Source organism: Pseudanabaena sp. FACHB-1998 (genome assembly GCF_014696355.1).
Lineage (GTDB): Bacteria > Cyanobacteriota > Cyanobacteriia > Pseudanabaenales > Pseudanabaenaceae > Pseudanabaena.
The window spans coordinates 1-15,215 of sequence record NZ_JACJQA010000001.1 but is presented as its reverse complement, the minus strand read 5'-3'; the positions used below and the strand labels follow the sequence as shown (position 1 = coordinate 15,215).

Below are 15,215 nucleotides of genomic sequence, written 5' to 3'. Positions count from 1 at the left end.
TCTACCAAATATCTCAATCAGTATGTCTTGGGGGTTCTATTTATACATAATATAGCGGAATTTCCATAACCTTACTATTTATATACGTCAGTTTACAATTAACCATTCAATTAGGTATATCCTTTCCGACTATTTAATCTTTCAATTGAAATAGAATCGCTAAGCAGATAAATAATTGGCGATAGGTGAGAAAGCTTTGCCTCATTAATTATTTACTTTAAGTAGCTAGGCACAATTAAATACAAAATTCTAAAATCTTCTATACATACTGTGCTTGTGTCAAAGGTTTTGATTTTATTGTTTAAATTATACTTAGCTACTTATAACGTCTATTCTTTGAGTACAAAGGGACGATTAAATATAAAATTTTGTGAAACTAGTTTTCCTACTTTGCGGGAGAAATAATTTCCATTAATTTAAAGTACGAATAAGTATAATTACTGTCTAATATCTTTTGATGATCTCTTAGTTATATAGCAATCTTATTTTATTTGTGCGATTAAATGACTTGAGAGAGTGCAACTCAAAGGGTTACACTCTCTCAAGTCATTTAGGACTGCTATAGTTTTGATTTTTAGGGTGTTTGTTAGGCTAAGAGGATCTTATGAAAATATTTGTTAAGCCAATCTAGGGTATTACTAAATATTGTTTCCCCTATTCTATAATTAAGTAATAAATCGTACATCGTTACTGTGTAGTATCTAAATAAGTGGGGGAGTCTTATAGAATTTATACCTAGTAATTCTAATATTTCCTATATAGAAAATATTGGTTTTTCAAGTAAAATTTTTTAAGTCTATCAATCAACTAAATAAATAACTGTAATTAAGGCAAAATCTGGTCTTTTACTTAAGCCTAGATTGCTTAATTTTTGCAAGCTTTGATTTTGTCATTTAGTCGAGACAAGTTGTTGGCAAGCTGTCTGGTAGACTGCTTGACTAAATTAAATCTCCATTCGACATAATCAAAATATTCTCATCTCCAAGATATACATCGACTTAACGAATAGCAAACAAAGGAGTATTTATGGTTCTCGATCCTGAAGCTTTTATGGTAACAATGGAGAAACGCATTTCTTTCTCCGAAGCCGATAAAGCCATTCTGCAAGCCAATTTGGCATGGGGTAAGTCTATTGCTAAAGAAATGGCAGATGTTTTCTATACCTATCTTGCCCGTGATAATGAAATGAATGCCATTCTCACTGCCAAAGAAGGTCGGATGCACCGTTTGAATGAAACTTTTATTGAATGGTTTGGGGAAATGTTTTCAGGTATGGATAATTGGGGAAGTGCTTATGCAGCAAGGCGTTGGCGCATCGGCTTAGTCCATGTTCAGATTGGGATTGGTCCTCAGCATGTAGTTCCTGCCATGGCTACGGTCGTTAATGAAGTGGGTCAACAATTGAAAAAAGCTGGATTGCCTGATGATGTGAGAGAGGCTCTAGGGCGCATTTGTATGATCGATCTTGCTTTTATTGAGCAGGCTTATGTAGAAGTTTCTTCTCAGGCAGTGTTGAAGGAAACGGGTTGGACTGAAGGATTGTTTAAGCGTATGATCGCTACAGGTGCAGCAGGAATGAAGTAGAAAAAGATTAATGATGAACTAAAATTTCGAGGTGTTTATGCGCTCAGAGTTAGGTGAATTCAGTAGTATTGTTTGTTTTAAGGCTCTGGTGACAGGGGCAGAAGAAGCTCTCGGTGAGAAGGCGGCGATGATCACGTTAATTGCTGCGGGTCGTAATCGAGGTAAACAACTAGCCGAAGAACTAGGAATTAAAGGGAAAGGTACTTCCGATGAAACTATTATTCCTCTTCTTCAAAAAGCTCTAGGTCAAGAAGGGACGAGGCTCTGTATTGTCGATAAGATTGAACATCAGGGCGAATCACTTAAGGTTTACTGTAGAGAAACAATTTGTTCCGCAGGTGAACCTCAAGGCTCACCCCGCAAACTGACCTTTACTCTAGGAGCAATTCAAGGAGTCATGGAACAGCTTACAGGACTGCGGTTGCGAGGTAAGCAGACGGAATCCGTTTTACGAGGTGGTTCCTACGATGTTATTGAGTTTGAAACTATTGGATAGACTCTTATCTGATTGCATTACATCGATTAAATCTAATAAATAATTCAAAGCAAGGAAAAAGTTATGGCTATTAATGTTGCAAAACTAGAGAGCATTCTGCAAAATTTGGTGACAGGTACTAGTGACGTGGAGGGTGCGGCACTGGTATCTCCCGATGGTTTACCGTTGGCTTCGGCACTTCCTCGGGGAATGGACGAGGAGAGAGTATCTGCGATGTCTGCGGCGATGCTGTCTCTTGGTGAAAGGATCGGTAATGAACTTGCTCGAGGTGGGATCGATCGCCTATATGTTGAAGGTGACAAAGGCTATGGCATTTTGACCAGCTGTGGTGAAGAGGCTGTCTTGCTTGTTTTGGCGAGTAAGGCTGCGAAGCAAGGCTTACTGATGCTAGAAATTAAGCGTGTTACCAGTGAACTAAAAACTGCTCTCCAATAAATTTGGGGTTGCGGGATGTTTTGGGATTGCTAAAAATGACAGGATTTTAAGCTAGTGTCGTTAGTTATTTTGCCGACCACACTAGCTTATAGAGCAGGATTCAGGCGAGAGATAGAATAGATTTATGGAAATCATGCGTTTAGTTGTGGCTGGAACGGTGGGAGCGGGGAAGTCCACTTTTATAAGAACTGTCAGCGAAATAGATGTTGTCGATACCGATCGCCGTGCTACCGATGAAACCGCAGAAATCAAACATAAAACTACGGTGGCAATGGACTTTGGACGTTTAACTTTTGGCCCTGAGATGGCTCTTCATATCTATGGTACTCCTGGACAGCAACGTTTTGATTTTATGTGGGATATTCTGATTCGGAAAGCCCATGCTTTTATTTTGCTGGTAGCGGCGCATCGTCCCCATGAATTTCGTTATGCGCGACGAATACTGAGCTATATGAATCGTCGGGTACAAATTCCCTACATTATTGGAATTACCCATATGGATTGTGAGGGAGCTTGGTCAAGTGAAAATATTAAACTGGCTTTAGGATTTGTCGATGAAGCAAATCAACCCCCCGTAATCGTTTTGAATGCGGAAGAGCGGGATACTGTTGTTAAAGCGATCGTGGCTTTAGTGCAATACTATATTTCTATGAGATAGAGTGAAATATAACCTTGTATGGTGTTTTCTATCTTAGATGTTGGTTTGAAATTTTACTCTCTGGTTCTTAGTTATGGCAATTAAAGGCTCTTTATCCGAGTTCTCACTTCCAGAGATATTTCAGTTTTTAGATCAGGGACAAAAAACTGGAATATTAACGATTAGAGATCAGCAAAATTTGCAAGAAGCTAAGCCGATATTTCGACATATCTGGTTATTGAATGGTCGAGTGGTGGCGGCTGGCGATCGCTTGGATAGTCGTGGTTTATTGAGATTAATTGAGCAGAGGGGGTGGATTACGGAGGCGATGCGTCCAGAAGTTGAGCAATTAATTACCGAAAATGCTCCTTTAGGTTTGAATCTCAAATCCATGGGGATCTTGCAACCAGATCAATTAAAAATCCTATTTAGTGTGCAGGTATTAAGACAGGTCTGTTCTTTGTTTCAGGTAGAGGCGGGACAGTTTCGATTTGATGCCAAAATTGATTTACCTAAATCGGAAATGACGGGGTTAAGTTTACCTGCGACGGAAACAACTTTAATGGGTTTACGCAGTCTTAAGGATTGGCGGATTTTGCAAAGTAAATTGCCTGAAGTAAATTCGACTTTGTTTAATCTCATTTCAGGACAATCATCCTTAAGGCTAGATAATCAAGAAAATCAAGTACTAGCGCTAGCGGATGGGGTGATGAATCTCAAAAAGATGGCTGAGCAATTACAGATTCCTATCCAAAAAGTCCAACAAATTGCTTTCCGCCTAATTGTAGTGGGGGTAGTGGAAGAGGTTCCTGATATTGATTTGGTGGGAGCGATGACTAGTAATCCAAATATGGCGGAAGTAGATGCTGAGCCTAGCGATCGCGTGATGAGTTCTAATGCCAGAACTGAGATTAGTAATTCATTTTTACAGAGTCTTGTAGGATTTTTGCAACATAAGGGTTAAACTTCAAAGCTGAAAAGGTTTGCCCTGCAAACCTTTTCAGCTTTGGGCTAATGATCGCAATAGAAGCGGACTTTTAAGCCATCTCGGGGATGGGGAGTCGGAACCTTGATAAGGCTGAGGTTTTGATTAGGCAATAACTCCCAACGGTATTGGCGTAGGAGCATGGCTCCAAAAATTTTCATTTCGAGTCGGGCATATTCCTTGCCCAGACATTCCCTCATGCCACCACCAAAAGGCACGTAGCTAAATAGCTTGGCTCTGTCATTGGTATTTTCGAGAAAGCGATCGGGATTAAATGTATCGGGATCGCTATAAACGGCTTCATCTTGATGGGATTGATTAATTTGATAAATGACAGTCCAACCTTGGGGAATCAAGAAGCCTTTATATTCAAAGTCCTCTTTGGTCTTACGGAAAGCACCGCCCACTGGGGGGACAAATCGTAATACCTCCTTCATGACCGCATCTAGATAGGGCATTTGCTTGAGGGTATCGGCGTTAATTTCGGAATTAGATTGAATTAATTCCATTTGTTCCGCACGGGCGCGATCGCATACATCGGGATGTTGAGCGAGGAGTAAACAAAAAGAAGCGATCGCCGAGGTTAAAGTCTCATGACCAGCAAATAGCAATACTAAAATCTGATCCTTGAGTTCATCTAAAGAGAGTTTATGCCCTTGCTCATCTTCAGCATTGAGCAAAATGGCGATCGCATCTTTAGCGATCGCCTCTTTACTGAATTGATCTCCGCGATCGAGCAGTTGTTGTCGGGCTTGGATCGTTTCGCCGAGGAGTTCGCGGATTTGTTTGCGTGCTTGCATCGCTTTGCCAAACTTTGTCCAAGGCAATTGCAAGGGAATACTGAATAAGCCATCAGCCCAATCATAAAAATATTTACTTAATTTAGTCTGTGATCCATCGCTAGTATTTACCAAAGTCTTACTAGCAACATCAAAGGTATAGTCGCGAATTTCGCCATACCAAGTTAGCGTACCCATCTGCTCCCATCTCTGGAAGTATTGAGCAGTAATAGAAATAATTTCAGGCGTATAGCTGGCTAAGGCTCGCGGCTGAAACGCTTGCACCATCAATTTACGGCGGGATGTATGTGTATGTCCCGATTGCATCGCTAGGGACATATTTCCTAAGAGGGCTTTAGTACTAGCGGGCCAATTGACATCAAAATATTTGTTTTCGTTAGCAAAAATAAATTGATTGGCTTCCGCCCCAATCATAAAGACTGACGGACTGCCAAAAATCCGAGTTTTAAACACATTGCCATATTGCTGCTTCTTTTTGAGGGCATAGTTTGGATCGAGTAAGAAGTTGAGGGTTTCTCCAATAATAGGTAACCCTAATTCACCCTGCGGAGTCTGTAAATTTTCCACTTTGTTTAACTCTCAATTCATTTTAAAGAACTGATGTTACGTGGAATGAATATCGCCCTCACCCCCCAGCCCCCTCTCCCATTAAGGGAGAGGGGGAGCAAGACTAATTTCTTGTCCCCCTCTCTCCTTTTGGGAGAGGGGCTAGGGGTGAGGGTCTTGTGAGCTTCCATGTAACATCAGTTAAAGAACTAATTTTTGGATGATGGAGCTTTGTGGCATCACCCAAAAATTAGTTCTTTAATTTACTACTATAGCCGTGCCTCCCTAATTACTCTTCCCAGCTAAGAATTAGTGGTGTGGCACTTCGCACCGCAGCACCAATTCACAGAGTAAGTATTTATACTTACTCTGTGATAGTCTAAGATAAGGCTAGCAGCTTAATATCGTGATTGCCAGCCAGAAGAGATGAAGACTTCCTACCATCGGCTCCAACTTGTGACTAGTGCGATCGCACTGACTTTAATTAGTTGCTCAAACTTAGAGCCAGCTTCTAATCTTAATTCTGCGAGCGAAGTCTTATCTCCAGCCCAAGGAAATCCGATTTCTAACAATAATCCTAATGGTAATTTGACCACTCAAGGATTTAAAAAAAATGTATTGGCGAAGGGACTAGAAAGACCTTGGGGCATGGCGAGTTTACCCGATGGCTCGATCTTAATTACCGAGAGAGTGGGTAGAGTTAAAATCCTTCGCAATCGCTTGGTCAAACAAGTGCCGATCGCCGAGATTCCTAAACTGTTTGTATCGGGACAGGGGGGATTAATGGATATTTCACTGCATCCCCGTTTCTCTGAAAACAATTTAGTTTATCTCATCTACTCCAAAGGCACTTTTGAAGCTAATCACACCAGTATTTTAAGAGTAAAGTTTGATGGTACAGCTTTAATAGAACCCAAAGTAATTTTTGAAGTAAAGCCTGATAAGTCAGGTAATCAACATTTTGGTTCGCGGATCGTGTGGCTGCCCGATGAGACGATGTTAATATCGGTGGGCGATGGCGGAAATCCGCCCCTAGAGCTAAAGGGCGAGCTAATTCGCAAACAAGCTCAAAAATTAGATAGTCAATTAGGCAAAATTCTCCGACTCAAAGATGATGGTTCTATTCCCCCAGACAATCCTTTTGTGGAAGCTGATCGAGTAAATCCGTTTGTCTGGAGCTATGGACACCGCAATATTCAAGGATTATTTGCCGATCCTATTTCAGGGAATATATGGTCTACGGAACATGGCGCAAAGGGAGGCGATGAACTGAATTTAGTTCGGTCTGGAAAAAATTACGGTTGGCCCCTAGTTACTTTTAGTCGTGAGTATACTGGAGGCGACATATCTGAGGAGCAGTCTCGTCCTGATATGGTCGATCCAAAATTGGTTTGGAAAGTGGCGATCGCGCCGTCAGGTTTGTTGGTATATCAAGGCGATCGCTTGCCTTTATGGAAGGGAAATTTATTTGTGGGAGGACTAGTTTCTAAGGAATTGATTCGGATCAAAATAGATAATAATAATCCCATTATTCAAGAAACCATTCCCATCGGTCAAAGAGTCCGCGATGTAAGACAAGGGATTGATGGTTGTATTTACATTCTAACCGACGAAAAATCAGGTCAATTAATTCGTCTCGAACCAATTTAATACCAAAACTAAAAATGGCTGTGCCATTTTTAGTTTTAAAAAACCTTACGGGGCTTGGTTTTTAATTCACAAAAGTGTTGTCACATTTTTGTGAATCGGTATAACAGCCTTTCTCATTTAGGATTGCTATAGCTATAAAAAGAGAAACTGGGGCGATCGCCCCAGTTTCTCTTCTTAATTACTCACATTTAGCCAAAAATCTCCCGTAATTACTTCTCCATCACGCTTAAACTGTCCCCATAGTTTGTATTTACCAGATTGGGGAAATTTCGCTTTGAAAGATATCTTACCCATAGGCGTATTTTCTAAGGCATGAGCATGGATATAACTGGCGGCTGTCAAAGGATTGGACTGGCGCAAAATTACTAGATGTCCCTTTTCGCCTAGATAGGGTTGCAGATCCGTAGGTGCTTGATTGGTGACCGTATCTTGCAAATCGAAAGTTAAGGTAACCTCTTCTCCAGCATTAATCTTGGTTAGCTCCCCATTAACAGAGGAAGTATTTAAATCAATCTTCGTTTTCCCAAAAGTCTTGGAATTGTTGAAATCAATAATGGAAGTAGTGGCATTGAGTCCTGTAACCTGTGTTTTTAACACGGAAATCTGTTCTTGAGCTTTGCTGGGCTTGTAGTCACTAAACAAAGTGTAGCCGCCTGCTTGAGGAAAATTCGTAACTATTTCAAATCTGCCATTATCTTTGTATTCGGGATGGAGATGTTGAAAAAATTGCAGATCATCACTGACGACAATTAGATGCATCAGCTTTTCTTGAAAGACTTCAAAATTTTTGATAGCTTTACCTTCTAAATCTTGAATAGCGATCGCTAGATTCACATTAGTATTCGGATTGATCTTGGCGGAAGAAATCAGCTTTGCTTCGGTAATTGGGGTGGGTGTTTTGGAATGTGTACCCTGATCATCTTGATGATTTCCATGATTATTCTGATGAGCTTCGGGATGGGTATCCTTAAGGCTTCCATTTGTCTCTTTATTCTCCTTCGCAGGGGAATTAGTAGCCTTGGATTGATGTTGTTCGGTTGCTTCAATTCCTGCATTGTCAGACACCGAAAGAGAGGAGCAAGCTTGGGTGATGACCAATGTAGAAGTTAAAGCGAGGGAGGTAATTAGTTTATGCATGATGATTTAGTGGTGATTGCTTGAAGGGATAATTGAAGAAATTGCGTGGCAACTTCTTCAATTATTGGGAAATAGAATTAGTTAAGGGCTGGATAGCCAATGGTAGTGAGGACATCTCTAATGGCTGACTCGTCTGCTTGCGTGGTCACAATAATTTGCTTTTGGGGAAGATCGGTCTGTAATTCGGCATCTACAGCGATCGCTTGAATTGCGCTAGTGATGGTCTTGACGCAACCTGAACAAGACAATTTAGGAATGGTCAATGCTATTTTCATAATCGTAATTTCTCTCTTTATTTCTCTCTTTTAAAGTACTGACAGATAGATAAATTTTCTATCTGTCAGTACTTTAAATCCTCCACCTAACTGGAGAGTCAATACCTTTCACCCCCAAGTCAAGATATTTCCTAAAAGTGTTATAGAGCAACACTTTTAGGAAATATCTTGGCTTGAATGTAAAGTGCTGTTTTTTTTGGATTTTTAATATAGCAAAGCAAGAGTTAGCGGGTACCAACCAAAACCCAAAAAGCGAGTTGTGGCGCGAAGCGGCGCAACTCGCTTTTTGGGTTTTATGTCTTAAGAAAAACTTACATTGCTATAACAAGAGAGGGTCAGTAAAATACTGACCCTCTCTTGTTGATTGATTGTTCATAGATTAGACGAAAGTTTATATCTCTCTAGTCACAGGGGATTTACGATAGGATTTACTTGACTACATTAGCTTCTTGAACTTCAACTATGCCTCGAAACATATTCATTCCACAAGCAAATTCATATTTTCCTGATTTGGTGGGAGTGAACTCTACAATTGTAGACTTGTTTAGAGGCAAGTGCTGAGCAATGCGAAAGTCTGGCAAACGGACTTCCTCTAAGCATTTGCTAGGGTCGCGACGGATAAATTTGAGGCGCACTTGCTGTCCTGATTGGACAATGATGTGGCTAGGGCTGTAACCTCCATCAACGGCAATATCGACTTCCTGAATACCGCTAAGGGAATTAATTTTTTGAGACTTGGGCTTACTGAGAAGAAACCACCATATTTCTAAACCGATTAGTCCCAATCCGCCGACAGTGACAGCGATGTGATTGCTGAGTGGTTGTTCAATGCGGTGAAATTCAGTGGACTTAGTTGGTTCTTGCATATTGTGAGCAGGCTTCATTTCACTCGCGATCGCCCCTGAAATGCTTCCTAAAATTGCTCCTAATAAAAATCCGAAACCAACAAGGGTACTGAAGAAGGTTGCTTTTTTGAATGTGGTCATCATGATTGTTATCCTTAGAAATTAAGAGAATTGGTTTAATCGATTATTCAATAGAGAACTAGAGAGAGGTTTTGGGCTTGAAATTTCGCAATCTCAAGGCATTTGTGACTACGGAAATTGAGCTAAGCGCCATCGCACCACCTGCAATAATCGGATTGAGTAACCAGCCAAAAATGGGAAAGAGGATTCCTGCGGCGATCGGAATGCCCAAAACGTTGTAAATAAAGGCAAAAAAGAGATTCTGGCGGATATTACTCATGGTGGCGCGAGATAGCTCGATCGCGGTAACGATGCCGCGCAAATCGCCAGAGATGAGCGTAATATCACTAGCGGCGATCGCCACATCCGTACCTGTGCCGATCGCCATGCCTACATCCGCTTGAGCCAATGCAGGAGCATCGTTAATCCCATCACCCACCATCGCCACAATTTTTCCTTCCGATTGAATCAAGCGTACTTGTTCCACCTTTTGATCGGGGCGCACTTCGGCAATGACACGGTTAATACCAGCTTCACGGGCAATTACTTCGGCAGTGCGGCGATTGTCTCCTGTCAACATGACCACCTCTAAGCCCAACTTTTTCATGCTGCGGACAGCACTGGTAGAAGAAAGTTTGAGCGCATCCGCAATGCCCATAATTCCGTGAATCTCATCTTCAATGGCAATCCAGACAACGGTTTTACCCATCTGTTCCAAATATTCCCATTGAGTTTCGAGTTCTGTGGTGTTGAGTCCTAGCTCGCGCATCCAGCGATGTGTGCCAATTTGCACAAACTTTTGTCCAAATTTTTGCTCAAATGGAGGCTTCACATAGCCTTGCACCCCACTACCAGCGATCGCCTCAAAATCCTGCACATTCCAGAGATCTAAACCTTGATTACGCGCATTTTGGACGATCGCCTCTGCCAAAGGATGTTCAGAATTGCGCTCTACAGAAGCGACTAATTGCAAAATCTCCGCTTGCGATAAATTCGATAAGTCCGATAAATTAGCATTAGTCACAAGGAAATCCGTAACCGTGGGCTTGCCTTCGGTCAAGGTTCCTGTTTTATCTAACACAATGGTTTGGATTTTGTGAGCAAGTTCTAAACTATCCGCACCCTTAATTAAAATGCCATGCTCTGCACCTTTGCCTGTACCCACCATAATCGAGGTCGGTGTGGCTAAGCCCAAAGCACAGGGACAAGCAATAATCAAAACGCCTACAGTCGTGATTAAGGCAAGAGTGACATTACCCATGATGTTGTACCAAAGGATAAAGGTAGCGATCGCGATCGCGATGACCGCAGGCACAAACCAACCCGTGACCTGATCCGCTAAGCGCTGAATGGGAGCCTTAGAACCCTGTGCTTGCTGCACCAGCTTTACAATTTGCGCCAAGAAAGTATCTTTGCCAATTCTGGTGGCGCGAAACTTAAAACTTCCTGTCTTATTAATGGTTGCGCCCACCACCTCATCACCGATTTGTTTGCGAACAGGAATACTCTCACCCGTTACCATCGCCTCATCGACCGTTGAAGATCCTTCAATCACTTCACCATCGACAGGCACTTTCTCCCCCGGACGCACTAACACAATATCGCCGATCTGGACTTCCGCGATCGGCACATCAGTTTCCTGTCCATTGTGAATAATTCTGGCTGTGCGAGGTTGTAAGCCCATGAGCTTATGGATTGCGGCGGAAGTTTGTCCCTTAGCGCGACTCTCAAATAAATGTCCCAAGAGGATCAAGGTAATCACTACCGCCGCAGTTTCATAATAGACATTCGGAACTAAGCCTTGATCGATTAGAAACTTAGGAAAGATGGTTACATAAAGGGAATAAAAATAAGCTGCACTGGTTCCTAAGGCAATCAGCGTATCCATCGTTGCGGCATGGCGCTTAAAAGATTTCCATGTATTGACATAAAAATCTTTGCCACACCAGAATTGGACAGGCGCAGTCAAAACCGCTTGTAGCCAAAAATCATGCAACCACATCGGAATCAAAGGAACTTCTAATCCCGTCATCGCAGGAATACTTCCCACTACCAAAATCGTGCTGATTAGCCCACCGATGATTACTTTTATCTTTAGCGATCGCAATTCTGCTTGCTGAAGTTTTTCATCATCATCATCAATTGTTAGTAAATCTTGATCTTGAATTGGCTGTGCAGTATATCCAGCATCGGCAACCGCCCTCTGAATGCTTCCTAAATCCGTCTGGTGCGGATCGAAACTGACCGTAGCTTGGGCGGCTCCAAAATTAACATTACATTCACTTACGCCAGCGATCGTCTTGATCGCACTTTCGACACTGTTGGCACAGGATGCACAACTCATACCTCGAATTTTTAGCATGGCATTATTCATAGGATTTAGCCTCTTGAGATAAAAAATCTGTAACTTGCAATGATGCTAAGCTCTCCAGTGGGATGGAGTGTCAATATAGTTGGGCATAATTAAAACTCAAAAACCTGTGGCGCACGCGCAGCGTGCGCCACAGGTTTTTGAGTTTTAATTATGCTTCTAGCCACTTATAAGTTTTTATGCAAAATAGGGCAAATTTCACCTTCATGATCTGCTTGGGGAGGAGTCCATCGATCTAATAAGCCACTGATTTTGCCTCGTAAAGTCATAAGTTCAAGGACATGACGATCTATTTCCGCGATTTGAGTTTCTAGCTTTTGCTTAATCTCATCGCAGGGAGGGTTTCCATCGTCGTAAATTTTAAGAACTTCAGCGATTTCCTGAAGACTTAATCCTAGCTTTTGTAAAGTCTTGATAAAAGAAAGTCTTGTAACTTCTTCAGGTTTGAATAAACGATACTTTCCCTCTGTACGTCCCGAAGAATTAATCAGCCCTAGCTCTTCGTAGTAGCGAATCGTTTTGATCGGGATTCCACTTTCTTTTGAGATCTGTCCAATGAGAAGTAATTTCTGTCCTTGAGCCAATAGCATAGTTAATCTACCCACAAATAACATCACTATAAACTCTCCACTAAACTAGAGAGTCAAGCAAGTAATTACAAAACGCAAAATAGCAATGTAAGTTTTGCTTAGGACATAAACCCCAAAAAGCGAGTTGCGCCGCAACTCGCTTTTTGGGGTTTGATTTGTACTCGCTAACTCTTGCTTGGATATTGTATAAACAATTCCAGAGATCATATATTGATATATGATCTCTGGAATTGTTTATACAATATCCAAAGATGCAAAGCCGAATTGCAGTTCTCAGTAATGCGGGCGGGAGTGGTAAGACCACATTATCTGTGCATATGGCCTATGAAATGAGCCTCTATGGATTATCAGTTGCATTGATTGATCTCGATCCGCAGGGTTCCTTAAGCCTCTTCTGTGGTTTATCACAACCCGAACCCGAGCAAACATTAGCCTCAGTGTTACACAATGATTTCGCTGGACAATGGCCCCTAGAAAAATGTTGGGGAGATGTCACCAATAAAGTAGGAGTAGTCCAAGGCGGCATGATTTTAACAAGGGTCGCTGATGAGATGGTATTACATCGCCGAGGTGCATACTTGTTAGGCGACTGTCTTAAAGACTATCCATTACCTCACGATCTCGTAATATTTGATTGCCCAGCCACCCTTGGTCCCCTCACCTTATTAGCCCTGTCCGCCTGCACGCATATTTTAGTCCCTGTTCAGCTAGAGCCAAAATCAATTCAAGGTTCCGCACGATTAATTGAATGGATCTACCACAACAGCAAACAGTTAAGGCTAGATCCTGCGCCCAAAATTATTGGCTTTGTCCCCAATCAGTACGACACAAGACGAGCCACCCATCGACAAATATTAGAAGATTTACCAACTCAACTTGATCAATTAGGAATTCACTGTTTCCCTCCCGTTAGAGACTCAGCCGAATTTATTAATGCTAGTGGACAAGGACTACCTTTACATCTATATCGTCATCAGCATCCTGCCCAAGCGGATTTTAAAGAAGTGTCTGAACATATCGTTAAGTTGATTGGCAAAAAAGTAAAGAAGAAAAAATAATTATGGCAACCCGTAAAGCACCCCACATTGCTGACTATTTTTCTGGAGCAAAACAGACTCAACAACTGTCAAATGCCGAGGAAGAAATTGCCCAACTCAAAGCTGAGATCGAGAACTTAAAAGCTTCTGGCTCGGAGGAAGTCGAAATACAGTTATCCGCACTAAAAGAACAACTAAAGTCTCAATCTGGAGTATCAGATCTAGAAATCGCGAAAATTCTCCCCAACCCCGATCAACCTCGTCGGACTTTTCTGCCTGAAAGTATTGAGGCAATGTCTCAGTCTTTAACATCGGATGGACAGCTTTCTCCCATCATTGTGATTGCTCAAAATGAAAATTATTTGCTGTTTGATGGCGAACGTCGATGGCGTGCGGCAAGAGGGCTAGGATGGACAACGATGAAAGCAGTGACGATGGCATCTCCTCAAAATATACATCGGAAGGCTTTGTTAACATCACTGCATCGAGAAGATCTCAATCCTCTGGATAAAGCGGAGGCAGTTATTAAAGAGATATCGCTCAATCTAGATTTAAAAGCCGCAGATATTCCCAGAGTTTTATCAACAGTCATCCGACGTTTGAATAAACAAAAGCGTCTACCTCAGGTAATCGCCAATTTATCCACCAATATGTCTAGTCAAGAGGAGGCTCGAAATGATCACTTTATTAATGAGAGTGAATATGGCATTTTAAAAATACTGCTAGATTTACAACTTAATCCTGCTTCGGTTGATGCAAATTTACTCCCCATGCTGACCTTAGCGGATGATTTAAAAAAGGCTATTCGTAATTTCGGACTAAAGGGTGTCCACGCGATCGCCTTGCAAAAGCTGTCTGCAAAAAAACTAAATCTGACACAGGCTAAAGCCAAAAAGCTCAGAGAAGACTTAACGCAAAAAGTTGTCCAAGAAAACTTGTCAGTTTTACAAACTCGAAAGCTAGTAAATGCAGCGATCGCTAAGCATAACCCTAAACAAGAATTAACAGCCCAGACCCATAAACAGTTAGATCAAATCAAACAAAGTGTTAATTTGATTTCCACAGACTTAGTCCAATCATCCGATCCTCAAAGCTTAAAAGATATCTACGATTTGCTAAAACAAAAGATCTTAGAGATTGAGCCTTTAATCTCCAAGCCTTAGGTCTTGGTCATATATCGATATATGACCAAGACTTAAGGTTATAAAAAAGCCATTAAAATTTGTAAGATACGTAAATTCTATCTTGCAAATTTTAACGGCTAATCCAAATACCGTTAGCATCATAAAATCTGCTTCCTTGCTCTGATTTAAAATCCCCCAAGAGCAGCCCTACCCGCAAGTTTTTTCAAAGCTCTTTATCCCTTAAGTATATGTAAACGCGATCGCTGCATACATGACAAAATATATCTAACGTATGTCTTAGAGCAAATAGTATTCATTTATCTGTTTTTCAAGGGCATAAATCCAGAAAAAAGTGACTGTGCTTTACACAGTCACTTTTTTCTGGATTTATGCCCCTAATACAATAGAGTCCAAAACAAAAGGAAGGGTCAAATGTAGAATTTGAGCCTTCCTTTTGTTTTTTTAAATAATAAGCTTGGCATCGAGCTATTTTCCCGTAGGGCAACCCCTAAAGTATCTTCACCGTGACAGCGTTTCACAACTGAGTTCGGGATGGGTCAGAGTGGTACCACCGCACCATAGA

At 41.5% G+C, this 15,215-nt stretch carries 14 protein-coding genes and 1 rRNA gene; 8 read left to right on the top strand and 7 right to left on the bottom strand.

Translation table 11 applies throughout. From position 1 onward, the window contains the following. The first annotated feature begins 1,026 nt into the window (after window positions 1–1,026). The 5 genes from H6F42_RS00075 to H6F42_RS00055 all read left to right on the top strand — a co-directional run bounded on the left by H6F42_RS00075 (window position 1,027) and on the right by H6F42_RS00055 (window position 4,116). Window positions 1,027–1,584 carry a protoglobin domain-containing protein gene (locus H6F42_RS00075; protein ID WP_190397311.1) on the top strand — a complete coding sequence of 186 codons (558 nt, stop codon included), beginning with the start codon at window positions 1,027–1,029 and terminating at the stop codon, window positions 1,582–1,584. A gap of 37 nt (window positions 1,585–1,621) precedes the next feature. Next, window positions 1,622–2,080, top strand: a complete 459-nt coding sequence (locus H6F42_RS00070) for a hypothetical protein (protein WP_190397310.1) — start codon at window positions 1,622–1,624, stop codon at window positions 2,078–2,080. A gap of 63 nt (window positions 2,081–2,143) precedes the next feature. Continuing rightward, window positions 2,144–2,515 (top strand): roadblock/LC7 domain-containing protein, encoded by a 372-nt coding sequence (locus H6F42_RS00065; protein ID WP_190397309.1) that lies wholly within the window; start codon window positions 2,144–2,146, stop codon window positions 2,513–2,515. Window positions 2,516–2,639: 124 nt separating this feature from the next. Continuing rightward, window positions 2,640–3,173, top strand: a complete 534-nt coding sequence (locus H6F42_RS00060; RefSeq protein WP_190397308.1) for an ATP/GTP-binding protein — start codon at window positions 2,640–2,642, stop codon at window positions 3,171–3,173. Between the two features lie 73 nt (window positions 3,174–3,246). Beyond that, window positions 3,247–4,116: a DUF4388 domain-containing protein gene (locus tag H6F42_RS00055; protein WP_190397307.1), complete on the top strand. Its 870-nt coding sequence runs from the start codon at window positions 3,247–3,249 to the stop codon at window positions 4,114–4,116. 47 nt (window positions 4,117–4,163) lie between these two features. On the opposite strand, the gene H6F42_RS00050 is transcribed toward H6F42_RS00055, so the two are convergent. Then, window positions 4,164–5,504, bottom strand: coding sequence for a cytochrome P450 (locus H6F42_RS00050; protein ID WP_190397306.1), 1,341 nt, complete (start codon window positions 5,502–5,504; stop codon window positions 4,164–4,166). Between the two features lie 405 nt (window positions 5,505–5,909). Between H6F42_RS00050 and H6F42_RS00045 the strand changes: the two genes are divergently transcribed. Then, window positions 5,910–7,133 (top strand): PQQ-dependent sugar dehydrogenase, encoded by a 1,224-nt coding sequence (locus H6F42_RS00045; RefSeq protein WP_190397305.1) that lies wholly within the window; start codon window positions 5,910–5,912, stop codon window positions 7,131–7,133. Between the two features lie 174 nt (window positions 7,134–7,307). Here the strand turns inward: H6F42_RS00045 and H6F42_RS00040 are convergent, their stop codons facing one another. The 5 genes from H6F42_RS00040 to H6F42_RS00020 form a co-directional block, all read right to left on the bottom strand. Further along, window positions 7,308–8,270 carry a hypothetical protein gene (locus tag H6F42_RS00040; RefSeq protein WP_190397304.1) on the bottom strand — a complete coding sequence of 321 codons (963 nt, stop codon included), beginning with the start codon at window positions 8,268–8,270 and terminating at the stop codon, window positions 7,308–7,310. 77 nt (window positions 8,271–8,347) lie between these two features. Further along, window positions 8,348–8,545 carry a heavy-metal-associated domain-containing protein gene (locus H6F42_RS00035; protein ID WP_190397303.1) on the bottom strand — a complete coding sequence of 66 codons (198 nt, stop codon included), beginning with the start codon at window positions 8,543–8,545 and terminating at the stop codon, window positions 8,348–8,350. Window positions 8,546–8,973: 428 nt separating this feature from the next. After that, window positions 8,974–9,534 carry a cupredoxin domain-containing protein gene (locus tag H6F42_RS00030; protein WP_242018277.1) on the bottom strand — a complete coding sequence of 187 codons (561 nt, stop codon included), beginning with the start codon at window positions 9,532–9,534 and terminating at the stop codon, window positions 8,974–8,976. A 55-nt stretch (window positions 9,535–9,589) separates the two neighbouring features. Next, complete coding sequence (locus tag H6F42_RS00025) at window positions 9,590–11,884, bottom strand: heavy metal translocating P-type ATPase (RefSeq protein ID WP_190397302.1); 2,295 nt, start codon at window positions 11,882–11,884, stop codon at window positions 9,590–9,592. A gap of 164 nt (window positions 11,885–12,048) precedes the next feature. Continuing rightward, window positions 12,049–12,471, bottom strand: coding sequence for a heavy metal-responsive transcriptional regulator (locus H6F42_RS00020; protein ID WP_190397301.1), 423 nt, complete (start codon window positions 12,469–12,471; stop codon window positions 12,049–12,051). A 251-nt stretch (window positions 12,472–12,722) separates the two neighbouring features. On the opposite strand from H6F42_RS00020, the gene H6F42_RS00015 reads away from it, so the two are divergent. Further along, window positions 12,723–13,529 carry a ParA family protein gene (locus H6F42_RS00015; protein ID WP_190397300.1) on the top strand — a complete coding sequence of 269 codons (807 nt, stop codon included), beginning with the start codon at window positions 12,723–12,725 and terminating at the stop codon, window positions 13,527–13,529. Window positions 13,530–13,531: 2 nt separating this feature from the next. Then, the gene (locus tag H6F42_RS00010) at window positions 13,532–14,671 is read left to right on the top strand and encodes a ParB/RepB/Spo0J family partition protein (RefSeq protein WP_190397299.1); all 1,140 of its coding nucleotides are present in this window, start codon (window positions 13,532–13,534) and stop codon (window positions 14,669–14,671) included. A gap of 434 nt (window positions 14,672–15,105) precedes the next feature. Here H6F42_RS00010 and rrf read toward each other — a convergent pair. Further along, a 5S ribosomal RNA gene (gene rrf, locus H6F42_RS00005) occupies window positions 15,106–15,215 on the bottom strand; the annotation flags it as partial.